Consider the following 17,927-nt stretch of genomic DNA (forward strand, 5'->3'; position numbering starts at 1 on the left):
CCACGGGGATGAACCGTTTGGTTATAGCGGCTCGCGTTCTGGTGTGATGTGTTCCCCGTGCCCACGGGGATGAACCGCATTGAACGCCGCGACGTGGGCGTAATCCTTGGTGTTCCCCGTGCCCACGGGGATGAACCGTACCAGCATTAGAATCGACAACCGAGTTAAGCGTGTTCCCCGTGCCCACGGGGATGAACCGTCTTCCTCTGCTCGCTGGGCCATGAGCTTACGTGTGTTCCCCGTGCCCACGGGGATGAACCGGACGTTACAGCCCTTTGTTTGTGCTCGATATGGTGTTCCCCGTGCCCACGGGGATGAACCGTGCTCAACGGTGCGCCCGCCCGTTACTGGCTTGTGTTCCCCGTGCCCACGGGGATGAACCGGTTAGGTCTTCCAGTGGCGGCACTGGGGTGTAGTGTTCCCCGTGCCCACGGGGATGAACCGTTCGACATTAAGGCGGTGATGTCAGCTAAGTCGTGTTCCCCGTGCCCACGGGGATGAACCGCCCAAGCAGAGCAAGCCCAGCGCCAAGCTTTAGTGTTCCCCGTGCCCACGGGGATGAACCGTACACCAACAGTCTTGGCAATCGCTGCCATTGGGTGTTCCCCGTGCCCACGGGGATGAACCGTTTCCCGAGAGCTTCAAATTGAGGCTCTCGGTGTGTTCCCCGTGCCCACGGGGATGAACCGGTGTGGTGGCTGACTTGTACGCCGAGGACACCGGCGTGTTCCCCGTGCCCACGGGGATGAACCGCGACTGTTGTCACTGGGCATTGATATAGCTATGTGTTCCCCGTGCCCACGGGGATGAACCGTTAGACCCTGATAACAAACGTGTTTATTTAGAGTGTTCCCCGTGCCCACGGGGATGAACCGCGCTAGTTCGCCCACCTGAAAAGCTGACAACAGTGTTCCCCGTGCCCACGGGGATGAACCGAGGTGAAGCAAGCAGCTGAGCAAGACGAAAAGGTGTTCCCCGTGCCCACGGGGATGAACCCTCAACGCAAAGCAAGAGCTGTTTTGCCGAGAGGTGTTCCCCGTGCCCACGGGGATGAACCGGAATACCGTACCTACGGTCGATACCGCTCTTAGTGTTCCCCGTGCCCACGGGGATGAACCGCTTGATACAGCGCGGTGCGACTGATGATTTGTTGTGTTCCCCGTGCCCACGGGGATGAACCGTCCACGATTTCGCCAATGTCGGTGTATGTAATGTGTTCCCCGTGCCCACGGGGATGAACCGCTGTCGACCTCGGTGGTTTGTGCATCAAAAGTGTGTTCCCCGTGCCCACGGGGATGAACCGGCTTAAATCAGAACGAGGATGGTAGCTATGAATGTGTTCCCCGTGCCCACGGGGATGAACCGTAACGCCGTCATAGTCGCTACCAACTTCCATTGTGTTCCCCGTGCCCACGGGGATGAACCGGTCCATCAATAACGCATCGGTATCCATTGCCTGTGTTCCCCGTGCCCACGGGGATGAACCGCCGAGTTGCGCGAGTTTGTGCGCTCGATGGATGTGTTCCCCGTGCCCACGGGGATGAACCGTTTAAAGACGGTATCTTGCAGAAGAGCCGCCGGTGTTCCCCGTGCCCACGGGGATGAACCGTAACGCGCCTTGTTCGCAAAGCGTTTATTGACGTGTTCCCCGTGCCCACGGGGATGAACCGGCCACTGGCGTGTGGTTAGTGCGCTTCAACAAGTGTTCCCCGTGCCCACGGGGATGAACCGCTGATATGGGTTGAGTTGCCAAGGACTTAAATGTGTTCCCCGTGCCCACGGGGATGAACCGATGGCAGCAACGCATCAGATCAGATAATTAATGTGTTCCCCGTGCCCACGGGGATGAACCGGCTTGGCGCTTCAATATCATTTCTTCCTGCAACGTGTTCCCCGTGCCCACGGGGATGAACCGCACCGCACAAAGCCAAGGTGAACTGAGCGCTGGTGTTCCCCGTGCCCACGGGGATGAACCGTAGCCGCCCGTCTCGTTACTGCCGTTAATGGCGTGTTCCCCGTGCCCACGGGGATGAACCGCTTACGAGCGCCGCATGCAGGCTGTAATGACCGTGTTCCCCGTGCCCACGGGGATGAACCGGACTATCGGTAATGTTATTAGCTGATCTGGTTGTGTTCCCCGTGCCCACGGGGATGAACCGTCTCATAGACAACTGGGTTAATCTTGGCGCGCGTGTTCCCCGTGCCCACGGGGATGAACCGGTGGCAAACCCATCATGGAGCGCATTCGCCATGTGTTCCCCGTGCCCACGGGGATGAACCGTTCCCCGCCTTCGTTGCAGGCTTCGGATCTGGGTGTTCCCCGTGCCCACGGGGATGAACCGTTACCCAGCCAGGTATCGATACTGCCAAAGGCGTGTTCCCCGTGCCCACGGGGATGAACCGGTGGCTTCGCGGGTCGCGGTCGTCCGCCAAAAGTGTTCCCCGTGCCCACGGGGATGAACCGCACATGACCGGTATTGAGAGGCTGATTAAAGGGTGTTCCCCGTGCCCACGGGGATGAACCGACTCGATCATCTTGATTGAGGGGGCCGAGCAGGTGTTCCCCGTGCCCACGGGGATGAACCGGCAGCTAACGACACGCTGCTGGCACTCGGCAAGTGTTCCCCGTGCCCACGGGGATGAACCGCGAGGATGACGCTAGGGGTATGATTAACAGCGGGTGTTCCCCGTGCCCACGGGGATGAACCGTTATTGTCACCGAGTCGGCCGCCCTGCTTAAAGTGTTCCCCGTGCCCACGGGGATGAACCGCATCAGGTGGCAGACCTACGCCACCTGTCCACGTGTTCCCCGTGCCCACGGGGATGAACCGGTGCGTTAGATTTCGCGGACGCTTGGTTATACGTGTTCCCCGTGCCCACGGGGATGAACCGTCTTCGCCTGGCAAAGAGACTGATATCAAGCGAGTGTTCCCCGTGCCCACGGGGATGAACCGTATAATTAAATAACCTGAACTCGGCATAAGGAAGTGTTCCCCGTGCCCACGGGGATGAACCGTGTCGGATGCGCTAGATCGCTTCGCGGCGGCAGTGTTCCCCGTGCCCACGGGGATGAACCGTCTTCGCCTATACCCGATGCATCAGGCGCTAATGTGTTCCCCGTGCCCACGGGGATGAACCGTGACCAAAGGCCGCGCCCTGCTCTACATGCACGTGTTCCCCGTGCCCACGGGGATGAACCGCCAACACTGACGACTCGCTGAACGTGGTGCTCGTGTTCCCCGTGCCCACGGGGATGAACCGAACACAGCATAGCGCCGATCATTCTCACCAATGTGTTCCCCGTGCCCACGGGGATGAACCGCGGTCGATGCGGCTGGGGTTGCCCGACACTTCGTGTTCCCCGTGCCCACGGGGATGAACCGTAACACCTCCCCTTTGTTCGGACTTCCGAACAGTGTTCCCCGTGCCCACGGGGATGAACCGTTGCTTGCGAACCTAACCGCCGAGGACGGTGAGTGTTCCCCGTGCCCACGGGGATGAACCGCTACTCGCCCCACTGGGGTTAGAGCTACCAGAGTGTTCCCCGTGCCCACGGGGATGAACCGGTTATTTGGCGAGAGCTTGTAGCTCGTCTTCAGTGTTCCCCGTGCCCACGGGGATGAACCGCAATGCCTGTAATATATTTGTCTAGCCTGATGGTGTTCCCCGTGCCCACGGGGATGAACCGCGCTTATCGAGCAAGCTAATCACCTCGCCCTGAGTGTTCCCCGTGCCCACGGGGATGAACCGGCTGGCAGCGCAACGGCAGGCTACGCACTAAGCGTGTTCCCCGTGCCCACGGGGATGAACCGGTGTGATTCTATCCTTGGCATATCCGAGAGCGGTGTTCCCCGTGCCCACGGGGATGAACCGTTTGCTAATTCACGCTTAAGGTTTGGGCACACGTGTTCCCCGTGCCCACGGGGATGAACCGAAATCACGGTGTCACCCGTTTATTAAACGGCTCTGCCTCTATACTCATTTTACGGTGAATGAAATGTGTGGAGCAAGCCGGTAGGGGAATGATCAAGCGGGGTGGCTTGGCAGTTATTCAGCAACTTTTCTCGCAAGGATATTTCGCTACTTTTTAAAGTCGAAAAGGAGAATACCCATGAAAACTACCACTCTATTGTTAGCGGCTACTATGGCGGCATTTACTGCCGGTCCTGTGTTGGCGGCGGATGCGGAGCACGCAATGGATGTTCAACAACAGCAGTCTGCGATGAATATGTTTGGTGGCCCGGTTTACATGGGCGAGCCGGCATTGGACGTAACGGCGGCCTTGGTTAAGGCAGGTGGCGGCGCTGAAAAGTTTAGCTTTGCTACGGCGCTGGTAGCCATGTTGGGTGAGGACACTGTGAATGCTGAGGTGGTGAAACTGACCAAGCAATACGGTGAAGGCGAGGTAAACACTTTCCTGAGTGGCATGGATGCAGCCATAGGCTTTGGTCTTAAGCGCGCGACGGAGGCCGGTATTAGTTTGCCTGAACCTGCCGACCTTTCAGGAACTGAGCTTGCCAAAACACTGGTCAATGCTGGTACTGCGCCAGATAGTACCTTTTGGAGCGGTTACCTGTTTGATAAGGCGCTTTCTAACAAGCTGCATAACCAAGTGATGGCCGATATTAATGCTAAAGCGAGTTATGAAGCAGATAAAGTGACCCATAAGATCTTAAATCAGGCCATGTACGACGTGGCCCAAGCATTGGGCATGAAAGATGTAAAATTGGCTGATTTGCACTAATAAAGTAGATTGCTCGGTATTTACAAGCTAAAGGGCTGCTTGGTCATTCAACGCTAGGCAGCCTTGATGTTTCCTGATTACCCACAAAGTTCAGCTATGTTTCAGTGAATTCAGCACCAATAAATTCAATAGGTTACAGGGAGATGCCCACCTCTTCGGTAAAAATATGAGGCTCAGTTTGGTATTTTGACCTTGTAGGGGCCAATTTATTCGGCCCGGTTTGGTGTTTTGGTTTAAATCTAAACCTCAGTAACAGCCAGCAGAGCTGGCCTGCCGAATAAATTGGGCAGCTACGAAGAACAAACCGAAACAGGGTGCATTTTGGTTGAGGTTCATACGTAATCAGGAATGATTAAGTCTTTCATTCAACATTAAGCATTTAAAATTCAACATTAGTGCAGTAAGCGCTTTATACCGCTGGATTGGGCATGGCTTGGTGTAGTTCTTCTATGGCGGTGCGCAGCACTGGGCTTAGATTGATGTTTACGCTGTCGATGTTTTCTTTGAGCTGTGCAAGCGTGGTGGCGCCAATTAAGTTGCTGGCGACAAAGGGGCGGGTGTTGACGAACGCTTGTGCCAGTTGTGCAGGGCTTAAGCCGTGCTCTTGGGCCAAGTTAGCGTAAGCGGCGCTGGCGCGTTGGGCTTGGGGGTTTAAATAGCGCTTAAAGCGGCTATATAAGCTTAAACGAGCGCCGGCTGGGCGGGCGCCATCTTGGTATTTTCCGGTGAGCATGCCAAAAGCCAAGGGTGAGTAAGCCAGTAAGCCCACTTGCTCGCGTAGGCTAAATTCCGACAAGCCCACTTCAAAGCTGCGATTAAGCAGGTTGTAGGGGTTTTGAATGCTTTGAATGCGCGGCAGCTTGGCTTGCTCGGCCAGCGTTAAATATTGATGCAGGCCCCATGGGGTTTCGTTAGACACGCCAATATGGCGTATTTTTCCGCTGGCCACTATTTCTGCCAGTGCCTGCAGGGTTTCAATAATGGGCACGGCTTCTTCTTCGGGTAGCTCGGTGAGGCCCAGTTTGCCAAAGTAGTTGGCGCTGCGATCGGGCCAGTGCAGTTGATACAGGTCTATATAATCGGTTTGTAAACGGCGCAAGCTGTCGTCTACCGCTTGTATTAGATTGGCGCGATCCAGCTTAGCGTGGCCGTTTCTAAAATAAGAAGGGCGCACCGCATCGCGAGAGGGGCCAACGGCTTTGCTGGCAATAATCAGTTGCTCACGCTGGCCGCGCAGTTTTAGCCAGCGGCCAAGCATGCGCTCGGTATCGCCTTGGGTGTGCTCCCGTGGCGGAATTGGATACACTCGGATGACGGTAAAAAAGTTATATACTCAGCAGAAATATCAGTTTAACTAATTGTATTTTAAAGTGTTATATATATTTTTTTCTTTATATGACATTACATCTTAGCTGGTTTTTGTACTTTTTTTGATGATTTTCCATCAAATATGACCTTTTTTTTACATTTTATAAAGTGAGTACAAAGCAGTTAGACGCAAGTGTGGAGTACGCGGATGAGCCCAAGTCACTCTAGTGCTGCTCCAGGTCTTAGAAACCCCCTCATTTTCATAGCAGGTCACACGTAAGTGTTCACCGATACTACCTTGACGGGGACAATTCTGCCGGAATGGGGTAATCCGTCTTCTCGATACAAGCTCGGATCACGGCGCGCAACCATGTTTGAGGACAGCGGCCCAATCGTTTGGCTGTTTCTACTAAGGAAAGAATTCGCTGACGGAACTGCTCTCCCCGCTGTGACCAGACGCCATAGCTACCTTTACGCCACAATACATAACCGCGTAGCGCACGTTCGGCCTCGTTATTCGTCAGCGCCACTTGGTCGTCTTCCAGAAATCGCCACAGCATGTCGTCATCTTTGAGTAGCCAACGGCATCGACCCCGATAACGCGAGGAGCATAATAGTGTGCCGCGTGTCAGCTGGGCCCGCCAATGTTCTCGACATCGCCGCAACCGCCGTTGGTACTGTGCATGATCTAGCTCGCCATTTTCCCAACGGTGCCGAGTACGGAACACCATACTTGCCAGCAAGACTAACCGTGCGCCAATGGGATGATTAGTCCGTTCGCTGCTGTCGGCAATGGCAGCCACGTTACGGGCCACGTGAGCCCAACATATCTGTCGTTGGGCACTATCAACAAAGCAATACCCCGCATACTGGTCGGTCACCAGTACTGAGGTTTCTGGCACGTCACCCAATAACCGTTTTGCTGCATCTTTCCCACGGCCGTACGCGGTCATGAAGCAGGCTGCCACTTTGCTTAGGGCTAGCCACATCCAGCGCCGTTCTCCTCCGCGTTGGTGGCGGGTCTCATCGGCATGGATATATGAGGCAGTTTGTACCTGCTGTTTAATGGCTTGATAGGTGGGCGTCAGCATGGTGCTGACTCGGCCTTGCGCCTCGCTGATAGCCCCTCGGCTAAAGCGCAGCCCAAAGTGCTGGTGAAGTTGGCTCTGTATTTGGCTGATGCTTTGATGATACTGGCCACTTTGCAGCGCGATATAACTGAGTAGGTTAGTGCCCATCTGGGTATGGCTCACCGTTTCAGGCAAGCAGGCTTCATCGCTGTGAAGGCAACGGGTGCACGTCGCCCGAAACAGCTGATGCTCGGTCATAACATAGCTGACTTCGGGCAAGTCAAAGACTTGGTGTACTCGATGTGGCTTGGCATGAGCCAACATGTCGCCACCACAGCAGGTACAGGTTTCTGCCGGATAATACGGCGAAAGCGTTACCCGTTCATCCTGTGGATGCCGCTCTCGACGGTGCCCCTTATGGCCAGGCTGAGCGCCGCGCTGCTTGCCGGATCGTTGACGTGGGCGAGCCGGCGGTGCGCCTCCCGGTCCATTGCTGGAAGGGGGCTTTGAAGAGTTACCGCTGTTCTGCTTGAGGCGGTCTTCCAGCTCGGAAATACGTTCCAACAGCTTGAAGATGAGCTCGTTTTCCTGTTCCAGCGTCAGTGACGGCACTGTCGGTGTGGTGTTTTTTTTACTCATATTGATAAGCGTGTCTGAACCGAGAGATCGTGCAAGTAGCAAAAGCGGATCAAGAGACGATCATCCCATTATTGAGTGTCAAGGCGGTGCGGGTGAACTGTTACGGTCACACCATGTTAGTTGGCGTTGTTTCCTAAATCAGGGAACTATCCGCTTCTCCCGTGCTCCGATCTTCTGACGAACGGACTCAGGAGCAGAACGATGGATAAAGCACGACAGTTGTTAAAACGAATGAAAGAAAGTTCTTGGGCTTTACGTTCAAGACTAGCCGCATTCATTGGCATCCGAAAACGCTGCTGAAGTTTAAGCAGCAAGTTCGGAAACTCACGAACCGCAACTGGGGTGTGTCGATGAAATACCAATTGTTTAAGGTCAGCCAGTATCTACGTGGTTGGATAAATTACTTTGGTATCGCCGGCTATGTTTGAGTTAATCGTTGAAAGCTATACTTGAATCAGTCACCTCGTGGGAGGCAAAAAGATGAAAAGTACAGGTTTCGCCAAACTTAAACGCCAACTGACTGAACTCCAGCCTCGGCAGCGGCATGAACTGCTGATACTGCTTCAGCAACCAGACTCGTTTCCCGAGCTCATTGCTCGACTAGAAGAACTCACTGCTTCACACCCAACATGCCCTCATTGCCGCGATGATGCTCCCTATAAGTGGGGAAGCATGAATGGTAGACAGCGTTACCGCTGCCGGGCTTGCAAGAAGACATTTACCTCTCTGACCGGCACGCCACTTGCTGGGCTTCGAATGGCTGAGCGGTGGTTGGAATATGCGGAGCAGATGATGGAATCCACAACACTTCGCAAAGCCGCCAAAAAGTGTCAGATAAACTTAGGTACATCATTCAGGTGGCGACACCGCTTTCTGCAACTGGTTGATTATACTAAGTCTTCTGAGCTGGGCGGTATCGTCGAAGCCGATGAAACGTTTATACGTGAATCCTTCAAAGGCAAGCGGGATCTCAGTAAGAGAAAACCTCGCCGCCGTGGTAGCGATAAGAAAAACATTAAGTGGGTCAAAGTGATGGTACTGCGCGACCGCAACCACAACGAAGCCGACTTTGTAATGAAACGCTTTACGCTCAGAAAGCTGGAACGCTGCCTGCTGCCGCGATTACGGTCTGGCGCTGTGCTCTGTAGCGATGGCCATCTTAACTACGAGGCGTTGGCAGCCAAACATCACTTGCTTCACAAGCCGGTTAACAGCAGTGTCGGTCAGCGGGTACGTGAAGAGATATTCCATATCCAGGGTGTGAATGCTTATCACAGTCGACTAAAGCAATGGATAATGCGTTTTCATGGTGTCGCCACCAAGTACCTTCATCGTTACCTTGGTTGGTTCAGGTGGTTTGAGCATACTAGGAAAGCTGATGCTCAACCTATTGATTTTATATGGCAATGTGCGGTTCAGCCGCGTTTTCAACAACTAAAGCGAACATAGCCGTATCGCCAGTGGTTATCAGCACTGTGTTGAACTGGATCATTGGATCCGGCGCATAGTCCGAATGGCCTACTGGCGATAGCCACGCACTAAAGTAAGAAATTTGATGAGATTGGGCGTTCACGTACAAGCCGCAGTTGCCTGCGGTATAACCAGCAAAGACCCATAGCGCAGCTCTAAAACACCGGTAATTAATCAGGCATTATCGAATGCGTATTTAAAATATCAGGGACTGTATGAGTTACGCGATGGTTGGATTAAGCTTCACCATTCTTAGTGAAACGGCCTGTGCGGACCCACATGCAGTGTGTTGTGGGGGCTGAGGGCTAGAAACCCTCGGCTACCCGATTAGGTTCATCTTGCTCAGGATATTGAACACTTACTTTAATAATTGAAATATACGGCAAAGTGCCGAAATCAATTAGATCATCATTTGAGCCATAGGTTTCTGCATTGACCTGGGCGTCTTGCGAAAAGCGCTTGTGAACAGTGAAGGAGAAAATATCTGAAGAATAATGGCGTTTTTGTCTGTCATAACCTTTCATTTCTACGCCTTTATATCTGTTCTCTAGATCTAACACCATTCTTGACCATTCGCACTTAGCCGGTGCAATGATTTCTTTTCCAAGGCTAGAACCGCTATACATCTCTAAGAGCGCTTCCGTTAAGCCTTGCCCAACAACCATCTCATTGGATGTTTCTCTTTTTGGCCACGTTACATGAAAAGGTGAGCAGTTAAAAATAAAGACATGAAACCAGCAGCGCTTCTTTGGCATCAACAAAAATCGAGCACAATCTGAAAGGCCTTCTTTTACGCTTGAGTCTAATAAATATTTTCCAATTATTTTGGAAGTCTTACTCACGCCAACATTTAAAGTTAACTCATCTCTCCTATCAAGCTTCTCAAATAATTCTCGCTCTTTTTTTGTAGAATTACCACTATCAATCTTCCTAGGGTGAATTGTGTTCTTTCCTTGTAGTAATATGCCTTTTCTACAAATTTTATCCCCCTTATAATTTAGCTCTTCAACTATATAAAGTAAGTCTGCCAATTCACACTTGACTTTCTTAGTTCTAGCTTTTGCAGTCGCCTGAGGTGTACCATCAATCCAGATAGAATTTACTTGTACGGAGCATGGTCGACGATGAAGTCTATTAAATTCAACGACTCTTTCGGCGAGCAAATTTAAATAGTCTCTGTGATGCAGATGGCGTAAAGCCCAACGCTCTAAAGAGCGACCTTTCTGTAGTCTTTTAATCCAAAACCAATACTGCCAATCAGAATATTGCACATACTCTCCAGTGAACCTAACGCCACGTTAAGCGGCAAAAAATTGTTGGCTAAAATTTTGAATGAAGCACACCGAATGTTCGACTGGATGCCCAGCTGAGATCTCAAAGATTGAGATTCAGAGCCAAGTACCCTGTTCCGGCTCTCCGACAGACGATGCTGATGTTGCCCGTTTGCACCGCTACTTCGGCTTTCAAAGAACTATGTTAATTGACTCCGAAACTGGCTGACTGCTACTCATAACGCCGCCAACACAGGCGAGCGTAGCGAGTCCAGCCAGCCAGCCAGCCAGCTTGCTGGCGTTTGTGATTGGCCTTGTTAGCTTACTTTTTCCAATGTATAAATAATTCCTTGACGAGGTAATACTCCACCTTCCACTTTGAAATTTTTATGAGTATCACCCTCAGAAATTATTTTTAACTCATTGGATAAAGATGGATAGACAGTAAATCTATAGCCTTTTGGAAATACAGCATTTATATTCAAATCAATTATTGGATACTTGGTGTGTTGACAATCATATACTGTACCAGGGAAGATTGTCGAATACTCAAAAGTTGATTCTATATAATCATTAGATGGAACTGTTACAGTATAATTAACCAACTTCCCACCATTTTCTGTATCTCCAATTGTGATGTTTTTATTATTATCGGTATTCAATGGATCATATTCAATTAAAGCGGTGCCGTCACTCGATAGACACCTAGCCATATTTATAGTTTGATCCCCTGAAGATAGAGGTTCCATAACTATTTTCACAGGATCAGTAACAGGCTCTTTACTAACATTATGTAATTCATAATGTGTTGTAGCCGTCATTTTAATCCCCCCATCAACCTCTTCAAAAACATGCGTCCAATGAGCTTTTTTTCGTATTGCTTTGTTTTCTATTATTTCAGTTTTTACTATTTGGAATATTTCTTTCGGGATAAGGGTTTTGAAAAGAGCATCAAATACATTTACATTTACTGCTTCCCTTAACTTCTCTAACTCCTCTTCATGCTTTTCTTTTTGGTCTTGCTCTAACTTCCTTGCCACAAATATTGTAGCGAACAGAGCTACAGCTAAACCATAGAAAAAATTTGCAATCAACTTATAGCTCTGAACAATAGTTGGAACAACAACTATTGTTTTAGTTTCTGTCTGATTCGGACCCGTAGCCACATTTACACTTTGATAAGTTACAGGGTAGTTGTTCGCTTGGAAGTCAATGGCAACACCAACTATTACTACAGATAAAATGAATAATATCCACCCAAATAATTTTGCATAATATTTTTTTTGACTCATTATCACCTCGGTGGTTATCAAATAGACAATCGGCGAACGCCTCGTTAAGAGGCAAAAAAATTGTTGGCTAAAATGTTGAGGAACGAAAACAGCCAACTGTTTTTTTGTCCTTTTAAACGACTTGTTAGTTTTTGTTTAGCAAAACTATTTTCCTATTTTACCCATAGATTTCATATAACTGTCCAGTTGCCCCATTGAACTTAACATTCTAAATGGGTTACTTCGAGCAGCGTCATCCTCATGAGCTTCAGTTATGCTACACCAAGGACATAAATCGCTCTCTGCTATTAATGGTTCTGAGCAACTATCGCAAGTATTGGACGCAATTAAAATATCGCTATCAGAGAAGGTGAAAACATCATTAGACTCATTTTTCATATATGGTTTCGGGTGGCTTTTACCGATTACTAACTCATACCAAGTCAATTCATTTTCTTTAGCTATTTCCTGCGCTAAGCCAACGCTTTCCTTAGGGTATTTTGAACCAATAATAATACCAGTCACCAAATCACAGGGAATGTATAAAATATAATTCCCTGCTACTTTCTCCGTTACCTTTTTCATATCAACAAACCGGCATTCTTGCTCATATTTCCAGTCATCGTATTTAGCAAAATATGATTCAACAAAAATATATTCTTGTAAGGCATACGAGTGACGTGGTTTTTTTAAAACAGCGGCTCTTTGAAGGATAGGTTGAAGATGCTCACTTGGCGCATCTCTATAAGTAACATCCCAAAGAGGGTTACCTTTAAAATGTTCTTGCAACTTCTCTAACTCAAACTCTAATACGAAACCTGTATGGTTATTTGCATAATGCGCCCACATAGGGGCAACAATCGGAGACTTAGAAAAACATGTTGTAGGACTTTGTGGAATATCAGAAATAATATCATTGTAAAAAGCAAGTTGATCCGCAGGAGTGTTTAAATCCATACCAAGAAAAAGCTCATAGGGATCATTATAATCCTGTGGTAAAGAGCATTTTACACCACAAAATCCTTCTTTTTGGAAAACGAGTTGGATTACATCATTTGAAAAGTATTTATATATTTTTGACATTTGAATCGATCATCCATGTACGAGAAAAACTAACGCCTCATTAAGAGGCTAAATATAGTGGGCTATAATTGAGCGGAGCGAGAGCCCACTGTATTTAGTCCAGCTTGAATGATTTGTTATGTACTCCATTGATAACACCATGTGCCAGCTTATCTAGATACCCTTTTGCTATGCTCGCTACGAATGAATGCGCTTCTGACAGCTCCATACTTGGGGTTTTATTTTCTTTGACTGCTTGCTTAAATCCATGCCTAGAATCCAAACCTGATAAGGTATAGTTGTTAGCCGTATTCGTAAAAGCTTTCCTTAACTTCTTATCTACCGTAATTTCCACACCTGATTTTTTTGACAACACTTCTAGCGTCTCAAGAGTTTTATAATAGTTTATATAACTACCTTCAACAGCGAAGTATTTTAATATCAAATAAGCGTCTTCGCGCTCGGTGGCTAAGTTCATCATAAAAAAACGAACATCTAATTCTTTTACTTTTTCAAACTCTTTTTTATATAGATAGTCTGAAATATTTGGTTTCCCTAAAAGAGCTACTATATTTCTTTTGGGAGGTTTACCAACCCTAACTCCATCATGCAATAGCTCGGCTAATTCAAGCTTTCGCACATATTTAGATAATATTGACGAAATCCCATTGTATAAACTAGCCAACTCGTATCCTACTTGCCATACAACTTCAGGATCGTCTTCGTCATTAAAATATACAGATGAAAGGCGAAAATCATCATTCATGCAGTCATTGTGGTGGTCAACCCCACCAGAAATATCAAAGTATAAATTCTGACGCCCTTCAGAGTAACCTCTAAAATATCGAGAGTCCCCGTCTAAATAGAACTCCCATTTTATCGCATCGGTCAAAACTATCTCCTAATATATAACGCCGCGCTCTGCGGCAAATTTGGAGCGCAGCGGAAAATTTGTCCGGCAGCAGCGCTTTGTTAAACGTTTGATATGACGAATTTGATACCATATCCATTAAATCTATGGTTAGGCCAATACTCTACAATCAATGAGATTTTTTTATCCTCAAATTTTTCAGAATAAGGCTCACAACTTGAAATAGCATTTTTCATTTCTTCAGACAAAGGCTGACTTAAGCTAGAGATGCTTAACGCTTCTGCCTTCTCCTTTAACATGTCACACGCCTGCTGAGATCTCGCAGCATCATTCACGTTAACTTCAAGCTTTAGTACGTTTGAAACTTCTTCAGAACCTTCAACATAGTAAGCGATATTGTCCGCAAAAAAGCCCTCGCCAAACTCTTTCATTGGAGATAATGCAGACCATTCCTCTTCGAACAGCCTATTATAGAAACCTGTATTAATTCCTTCGCTTACAAGGAAGTCTTTCGCCTGATAAGGACTCCAGCCTTGATCTTTCGAAACTTCCTTTGGGTTTCTCTCAGATGATCTCACTTTAAATATATGTTTAAAGGTGCCCACCAAATCAGAGTGTGTGGCTATATTTTCTCTGGCGACTTGATATGACCATCGCTCGAGCAGGCTTACACGAACATTGAACAATACAAAAGCGTAGAGCTTGGCAGCATACCTAAGAAATCTATCTTTTATCGAGAATTTAAGACGAATAAAGGCCTGCTCATATGTTGAATAAACCAACATAAAAAACAAAAAAGGCAAGTAAGAAAAAGTCAACAAAGGAGGAACAAAGAAGTCATACGTGGTTTTTTCTTTGCCAAACTCACCAAAATTGGTCGTCAGCATGTACAAAGTATATGCAATTATGACTACCCCGAAAAAAGATAAGAAATATTCTAGCAGAACCTTTACTTGATGATATTTCTTGTCAGACTCAGCTATTGCTAGCATTGTGCCGATTAATGCCAAAACCGGGACTAGAAGAACCTCGACCAAAAGAGGGAATGTATATACGCCAACGACAAATTGAAGAATTGCCAGTAGTTTCAAACTATCTATAACTGAGTGTTTAAAGAAGCTGTTATCTTCTTTGATCTGTTCAAGCTTAAATAGCGACATAAACCCAACAGAAACACACCAAAAAACAGTGTTTTTTAATTGTTCAGCATTCCATAGCTCTAACTCGGAAAGCCAATAAATGACAACCGCCATGTAGGCAATCATCAAACAAAGGGCGAACATTATTTGTCTTGCAAAGAAAGCTGTCAAAACGCCTTTAAAGGCTTTTCTGACCTCAGCCATTTTTGAGGATGAAAGAATATAAAACGAAATTGCCAGCAGCCACAACGCAATTGCAATTTCTCGATTATTTAAAATATCCACGAGCTTCCTTGTGCATTTAACGCCTTGCTAAGAGGCAAAAAATTGTTTGCTAAAATGTTTGAGGAACGAAAAACAGCAAACTGTTTTTTGTCCTTTTGAGCAACTTGTTAGGGCTACTCTTCTGCACACTCTGCAATCATTTTTTCCATAATTTCAAGCAAGTCACTTGAAATTAGTTTTTTATTCTTTTTTACAAGATCTGTATAGAAGTCAAACACGTCATCATCACTAAAAATCCATTTAACCTGATCGTTTTCTAAACATGCTTCTATTAACTGCTTCACCTGTGTTGTACTAAAGTCATCAAATTTTGAAAGTCTATCGATTACACCATGTGTACGTACAAAGTTTGAACTTTGATATAATGCTTTTATTTCAATTTCTTTTTCAAATTCACTAGCCAATTTAATATCTGGATAATTTGCTTTAAAAAACTGTGACAAACGGCGATAAAAAATAATCTCAGATTCTTTTTTATGAGACCACTCTTTTACTAAAAAATCTTTTGGCAAGTTTTCATCCAACACCGAATAATAATCTTTATCATCGGCAACGAAGTGTAATTCTTCTTTTTCTGGAAGAGTTAAGATTAAAGCGTCCCAATTGATAGCATCCCCAATAGAACCATTTTTTCCTGGAGGGTTACCAACATCTAATCTCAATCTTGCATATTTCAATACCTCTTTCGAAGTCTCAATGCGCTTTGCAGCGTTGAATAACTCGGTAATTTTTTCATCTGCTTTGAACTTGCTAGATAAAGCATCTTTTGTAATTTTTTTTAATAACTTTGAATGTACCTTTCCATATGCTGACTGTAATTCTTTCAACACACCGTATTCATCATAATCTTTACAGAATTGGGGAAATGCCCCTTTAATTTTATGTTCTTTTAGTTTTTTAATTGCATCATGGACTTTTACTTCTCTATTTCTAGAAAACTCATCTACCACTTGCTCTGTGAGCCAAAGTCTAATCTCTTTCTGTTTGATTAAGACTGCAAGTTTATGAATCTCTTCAAGATCATCGTTACTCAAATGGTAAAAAGATAAAAATACATTTGTATCAATAAATAAATTTTTCAACGATAACTCCTATAGTTATGAATGTAGCCCTAACGCTTGGCTTTGCGGCGTGCCGGAGCGCAGCGTAGGTTCGTCCGCCAACAGCCACTGGTTATGTGATGGTAGCTCAATCTAGTAGCCCCTCGAACGCTGGCACTTTCTCTAACTCCCCATCCCAGACAGCTTTGCTGGATGAAAAGATATGGGCTGTTGGCGCCATAGATATTTCAGTGTCCAAGCATCCTGCGGGAACGACGAGCAAGCCTGGGATCTGAGTGTTTGGCAATGCTGAGCCACACAGTTTACAAAAGCTTTTGGTATGACGAGTGCCTGGAAGCGTAAAGGAAGTCACAGCACCTGCACCCGACCGCCAGAGCAATTTAGCTGACTGTGAGAATAGGCTTGCCGCATGAGCCGAACCCGTATCTTTTTGGCAATGCTGACAATGACACAGGTAAAAGCTATCGAAGTCACCTTTTACCTCAAAGCTCACAGTGCCACACAGACAAGAACCGAAGTAATCAGTCATCAAAATCCCTACCATGGCCTGTGGATGAAATACACATAACAGCTAATTCAACGACAAATGACATCTATACAAAAAGCACTTATTTCGCTGAGGCATAAATCTCATCATAAAAATTTTATTTTCTATCAAAAGCTTAAGACACAATAAAGTGATGCCTCGGGGAATAAGCGTCAAATGTCGTTTTCCACGTAAGTTGTCTGTTTGCTTATCCATTTTACACTCACACCAACTATTCTATATTTTTCAGTGCTTTGTAAGCTTTGTAGATCCAAAATCATACCGTTCTGCGACAACTGTCGTATAGTTCCGCTTTCATCAAAATGTAATTATCACAGCCAGGCTCGAAAATACTATTTTTTCACCAGGCCACAATCAGCAGCATTTTCCTGTAACAGGCACGATACCGCGCGAGCCTTGTGGGCGACCTTGCCTCTTATCTTCTCTGTTTTGAGGCTAATCTATGTCATCCAACTAGAATCATATGAAACCGCTCTATTATGACGCTGTAGGCTGCCTAATGGAAGAAGAGCCCCAGTGTGAACAACTAAATGCCGCAGCTGAAATATGTAAATAAAGGCAAGGTCAGTGGAGATAAGGCCGATTTTTATCTCATTTAACGAGAGTGTTGTGGGAGAGTAATAAAGCTGCATACTCGAACCGCTCAGTGCGTTAAGCTTGGCGGAACTTGCCCCGTATAATTAAGCGTCGAGCGAGGTGCGCCTATAGCTCGAACTATCTCAAAGCTCAATCGTATATTGGGGACTAGTAACCCTAGATGACACCTCTCATTCTGACTTCCCGATTTTTTTTACATTAGAGGAGGGGAGGGAAGCTTCTTCAGCAAAGCTCTCAACCATCAACCGGATGTCACGTGGTGTATTCAAGAATACATCAAGTTCATCAATCTGTTGTGCTCGAACTTCTTCTAACTCTTCCCTTAATGCCATGTTTTTGGCCTCAAGCTCAGCAATCCGCTTCCGTAGTAACGAACGGTGGGCATTACTATACTTAGGTAAAGAATCATTACTTAACCGTTTTTGAACGCTCTTTGCCTCTTTAAAGGCTTCTGCAATGATCTTTCTACCATTCCACTCTTTTTGACTAAGCATTTGTCTGTTAAACCCGTGACCAAAACGTTTCTTACTGTGAGCCATAACACTAGCCCAAGTAACGGGAATATCAGAGTCTGGAAATAATTCGATCATTT

At 46.8% G+C, this 17,927-nt stretch carries 13 protein-coding genes and 1 CRISPR repeat array (1 of these 14 running past the window's edge); of the genes, 3 read left to right on the plus strand and 10 right to left on the minus strand.

Annotated features, from left to right (window positions below; translation table 11 throughout):
• A CRISPR array of direct repeats spans nt 1-3,934; the repeat unit is 29 nt; unit sequence GTGTTCCCCGTGCCCACGGGGATGAACCG (it extends 74 nt beyond the left edge of the window).
• Between the two features lie 177 nt (nt 3,935-4,111).
• Nucleotides 4,112-4,744, plus strand: a complete 633-nt coding sequence (locus tag R0134_RS06405) for a hypothetical protein (RefSeq protein ID WP_319783978.1) — start codon at nt 4,112-4,114, stop codon at nt 4,742-4,744.
• Nucleotides 4,745-5,153: 409 nt separating this feature from the next.
• On the opposite strand, the gene R0134_RS06410 is transcribed toward R0134_RS06405, so the two are convergent.
• Nucleotides 5,154-6,050: an aldo/keto reductase gene (locus tag R0134_RS06410; protein WP_319783979.1), complete on the minus strand. Its 897-nt coding sequence runs from the start codon at nt 6,048-6,050 to the stop codon at nt 5,154-5,156.
• Nucleotides 6,051-6,345: 295 nt separating this feature from the next.
• On the minus strand, nt 6,346-7,761 hold the full coding sequence (gene tnpC / locus R0134_RS06415) for an IS66 family transposase (RefSeq protein ID WP_319783980.1): 1,416 nt from the start codon (nt 7,759-7,761) through the stop codon (nt 6,346-6,348).
• A gap of 350 nt (nt 7,762-8,111) precedes the next feature.
• On the opposite strand from tnpC, the gene R0134_RS06420 reads away from it, so the two are divergent.
• Nucleotides 8,112-8,189 (plus strand): hypothetical protein, encoded by a 78-nt coding sequence (locus tag R0134_RS06420; protein ID WP_319784316.1) that lies wholly within the window; start codon nt 8,112-8,114, stop codon nt 8,187-8,189.
• 52 nt (nt 8,190-8,241) lie between these two features.
• Nucleotides 8,242-9,210, plus strand: coding sequence for an IS1595 family transposase (locus R0134_RS06425; protein ID WP_319781742.1), 969 nt, complete (start codon nt 8,242-8,244; stop codon nt 9,208-9,210).
• Between the two features lie 326 nt (nt 9,211-9,536).
• Here the strand turns inward: R0134_RS06425 and R0134_RS06430 are convergent, their stop codons facing one another.
• The 8 genes from R0134_RS06430 to R0134_RS06465 form a co-directional block, all read right to left on the minus strand.
• Nucleotides 9,537-10,502, minus strand: a complete 966-nt coding sequence (locus tag R0134_RS06430) for a hypothetical protein (RefSeq protein WP_319783981.1) — start codon at nt 10,500-10,502, stop codon at nt 9,537-9,539.
• Between the two features lie 317 nt (nt 10,503-10,819).
• Nucleotides 10,820-11,794 (minus strand): hypothetical protein, encoded by a 975-nt coding sequence (locus R0134_RS06435; RefSeq protein WP_319783982.1) that lies wholly within the window; start codon nt 11,792-11,794, stop codon nt 10,820-10,822.
• A 144-nt stretch (nt 11,795-11,938) separates the two neighbouring features.
• Nucleotides 11,939-12,856 carry a DUF2971 domain-containing protein gene (locus R0134_RS06440; protein ID WP_319783983.1) on the minus strand — a complete coding sequence of 306 codons (918 nt, stop codon included), beginning with the start codon at nt 12,854-12,856 and terminating at the stop codon, nt 11,939-11,941.
• 94 nt (nt 12,857-12,950) lie between these two features.
• Entirely contained in the window at nt 12,951-13,727 is a 777-nt protein-coding gene (locus R0134_RS06445; RefSeq protein ID WP_319783984.1) for a hypothetical protein, read from the minus strand.
• An 80-nt stretch (nt 13,728-13,807) separates the two neighbouring features.
• Nucleotides 13,808-15,130 (minus strand): hypothetical protein, encoded by a 1,323-nt coding sequence (locus tag R0134_RS06450; RefSeq protein WP_319783985.1) that lies wholly within the window; start codon nt 15,128-15,130, stop codon nt 13,808-13,810.
• Nucleotides 15,131-15,243: 113 nt separating this feature from the next.
• A complete protein-coding gene (locus R0134_RS06455; protein ID WP_319783986.1) occupies nt 15,244-16,212 on the minus strand; it encodes a PIN domain-containing protein in 969 nt (322 codons plus the stop codon).
• A 106-nt stretch (nt 16,213-16,318) separates the two neighbouring features.
• Nucleotides 16,319-16,735 (minus strand): GFA family protein, encoded by a 417-nt coding sequence (locus R0134_RS06460; protein ID WP_319783987.1) that lies wholly within the window; start codon nt 16,733-16,735, stop codon nt 16,319-16,321.
• Between the two features lie 770 nt (nt 16,736-17,505).
• Nucleotides 17,506-17,925 (minus strand): hypothetical protein, encoded by a 420-nt coding sequence (locus R0134_RS06465; protein ID WP_319783988.1) that lies wholly within the window; start codon nt 17,923-17,925, stop codon nt 17,506-17,508.
• Nucleotides 17,926-17,927 lie beyond the last annotated feature (2 nt).

Origin of the sequence: Oceanisphaera sp. IT1-181 (genome assembly GCF_033807535.1) — a bacterium.
GTDB lineage: Bacteria > Pseudomonadota > Gammaproteobacteria > Enterobacterales > Aeromonadaceae > Oceanimonas.